Genomic DNA, 1,034 nt, shown 5'->3' with positions numbered 1-1,034 from the left:
TGGTCGGCTACGAGATGGCCCTCCTCGTCGACCGCGCCGGCGCGGTCCTCACCCCCGCACTCCGCGCAGAACTCCAGGGCAGTCTCCTGCACTGACGGTTCGTCGGATACCGTCCAGGTATTCGAAGCACCTCCACGTCCGTCCCGGGCCCGCTTCGGCGGGCTCGGGTTCGGACGTTGTACGGCCTTCGCACCACTGGCTCAGGACTCGTGCCCGAGCTCGCACCGCACCGCCGCACCTTGTGAGGAGAGGAACCGTGACACCGCCCGACGACCGCAGCGGCCAGTACGGCGTTCCGTACCCTGGCACGGGCCACGACGCCTTCGGAACACCCGGCGTCGTCGGCCACGGTCAGCAGTACGGCCAGCCGCTCCCCGGCCAGCAGCAGCAAAGCCAGCAGCACGGCCAGCAGCACGGCCGTCCCTACGGACAGCCGGCCTACGGCCAGCCGTACCCGCCGGGGCAGTACGACCAGTACACCCAGCCCCGGCCCTCGTACGACGCTCCTCCGGCCGGATATCCGGGCGGGGCGGGCGGGCAGCAGTCCGGCCACCTCCCCGGTCGCGGACCGGCTGCCGGGCAGTCGGCCGGGCAGCAGCCCGGCGGACCGTCCCGGTCCGGGTACGACGACTACGAGGACGAGCCGGACAGCGGCCCGCTGATCCGCCCGTTCGCGATGACCGGCGGACGGACCCGGCCCCGGTACGAGCTCGCCCTGGAGGCGCTCGTCTCCGCCGACGTGGATCCGCAGCGACTGGCCACCCTGCTGCCGGAACACCAGCGGATCTGCACCCTGTGCACCGAGGTGAAGTCCGTGGCCGAGGTCTCGGCGCTGCTCTCCCTTCCCCTGGGAGTGGCCCGGATCCTCGTGGCCGACCTGGCCGAGGCCGGCCTCGTCGCCATCCACCAGCCCGCTTCCGGCGGCGAAACCGGAAACCAGCCCGACGTCACGCTGCTCGAAAGGGTCCTCAGTGGACTTCGCAAGCTCTAACGCGGCCGCCCCCACCCGCGCGACCACCTCCGCGAAGATCGTC

Annotated in this window: 1 protein-coding gene and 1 pseudogene; both read left to right on the top strand. The window is 72.1% G+C overall.

All coding sequences use genetic code 11. The annotated features are described in order from the left end of the window. Positions 1–95, top strand: a pseudogene (locus ACIPYS_RS40180) (roadblock/LC7 domain-containing protein); the annotation flags it as partial. A gap of 161 nt (positions 96–256) precedes the next feature. Then, positions 257–991 carry a DUF742 domain-containing protein gene (locus tag ACIPYS_RS40175; protein ID WP_400755575.1) on the top strand — a complete coding sequence of 245 codons (735 nt, stop codon included), beginning with the start codon at positions 257–259 and terminating at the stop codon, positions 989–991. The last annotated feature ends 43 nt before the right edge of the window (positions 992–1,034 follow it).

Origin of the sequence: Kitasatospora sp. NPDC089913 (genome assembly GCF_044748625.1) — a bacterium.
GTDB lineage: Bacteria > Actinomycetota > Actinomycetes > Streptomycetales > Streptomycetaceae > Kitasatospora.
Note: the sequence above shows the minus strand (reverse complement) of the source record. Positions and strands in the feature narration are given on the sequence as shown.